Below are 1384 nucleotides of genomic sequence, written 5' to 3'. Positions count from 1 at the left end.
GATCAAGGCTCGGCTTCAGGGTGACGCTTTGGGTATTGAGCCCCAGGCGCTTAAAGTCGCTGGTGTTATGGGTGACGACGGTCAAGTCATGGACCAGTGCGGTCGCGGCGATTAGGGTGTCCGGTTTTTTGGTCTTGAACTGCTTCTTTATTAGTTGACTCCGCAAAGACCTCAATATTTTTACCTATTTGCATATCGATACCCTCTAGGTCTTCTAGCTTTTATGACCCAGCTCAAGCAACGTTCTCTCGGGATGACCGAAATAGTAAGTTTTTTCGAATGGGCTAGTTAGCTTTGAAGCGTCAAATTCTGCCTCAAGTTCAAACAGCTGAGATGGCTTCATGCCATCTGAGTAAATCAGAAGCCAATTCTCGTTTACCTTTTTCCGATAATGGGCGAGCAGCAGTGCCTTTTCATTTATGCGTGCTTGCATCTGTGCAACAGTCAAGGGCGCTGTCCATCCGGCACGTACCACCCCCCAATGAGCCATTTCAGGGTCTGGAACTCCGAGTGCGTGAACAATGGAAATCACATTTCCCAGAGAATCTAAGGACTCCGGACGCCAATCGACGTAACTCCATTTGCCAAGCTCCATTTCCTTGACGACGTTCGCTAGTTGCCTGGCTGTATCGTCACGACTGATGCGCTGCAATTCGCAGCTCGAAGCAAAGAAGACAGAAATATGCGCGGGGTAACCGTCGAGTGACTCGTAGATCTTTCGCGCACCAAAAACGATTTTGTCGGAGTTGGATTCCTGAGACTGCAGCACGCTGCTGCTGTGTGATATAAAGATTCGCGTCAGCTCAACTCCGACAAGACGCCCTTCTAATATAATCACAAAATCTGGTCTTTCATCTTGGTTCACGATTTCGGCAACCATGCCTGAAGCTTCGAGGAAGCGCTCCAAGAAAAATCGTTCAATCTGCTTCTTGCGATGATTAATGTTCATTTCTGCGTTCGCAAATTATTGCGTCTATTTCTTTTTCAGCGATTAGAGTTAATTGTCATGTTGACCTGCTATCTAACTTGAATATGACCAAAATCTTTAAGTGCTCGGCGAGCAGCTGATGCAGCGCGTCAGCTGCGGTCAGGCCGTTGAAGTAGTAGATAACGATGTTGGTGTCGAACAGGTAGCTCATTCCTCCCTGCCTTCGCGCGCTGAGACTAGATACTGATCCACTGCGTGCCGTGACTGCTGAGCTAAGCCATAGAAGCGTTGCGGGTCGAAGGGCTCGCGTGCTTGCTCGGCGGCGCCCTCGTCTTGCGCGAGTTGCTGCAGGACTACTTGCGCTAGGCGAATCTTGTCCGCGTGCGAGAGCGCGCGGACCGAAGGCAGGAGTTCGTCGATGGTCATGGTGTGGGCTCCGTTGGGGTTGTGGATGCA

The 1384-nt window shown here is 50.3% G+C and carries 3 protein-coding genes; all 3 read right to left on the bottom strand.

The features are described 5' to 3' along the window. Positions 1-214: 214 nt before the first annotated feature. Positions 215-949, bottom strand: a complete 735-nt coding sequence (locus VBE63_RS29365; RefSeq protein WP_323686509.1) for a hypothetical protein — start codon at positions 947-949, stop codon at positions 215-217. A 55-nt stretch (positions 950-1004) separates the two neighbouring features. After that, positions 1005-1139, bottom strand: a complete 135-nt coding sequence (locus VBE63_RS29360; RefSeq protein ID WP_323686508.1) for a hypothetical protein — start codon at positions 1137-1139, stop codon at positions 1005-1007. Next, positions 1136-1384: hypothetical protein (locus VBE63_RS29355; RefSeq protein WP_323686507.1), on the bottom strand; the 249-nt coding region annotated here is incomplete at its 5' end. The genes VBE63_RS29360 and VBE63_RS29355, both read right to left, overlap by 4 nt.

Origin of the sequence: Lamprobacter sp., assembly GCF_034860625.1 — a bacterium.
GTDB lineage: Bacteria > Pseudomonadota > Gammaproteobacteria > Chromatiales > Chromatiaceae > Lamprobacter.
This window is presented reverse-complemented; position numbering and strand designations above follow the sequence as displayed.

What these genes read in the sequence shown, in the direction of transcription:
- VBE63_RS29360 (WP_323686508.1), bottom strand. Translation starts at nt 1,139, where the DNA reads ATGAGCTACCTGTTCGACACCAACATCGTTATCTACTACTTCAACGGC.
- VBE63_RS29365 (WP_323686509.1), bottom strand. Translation starts at nt 949, where the DNA reads ATGAACATTAATCATCGCAAGAAGCAGATTGAACGATTTTTCTTGGAG.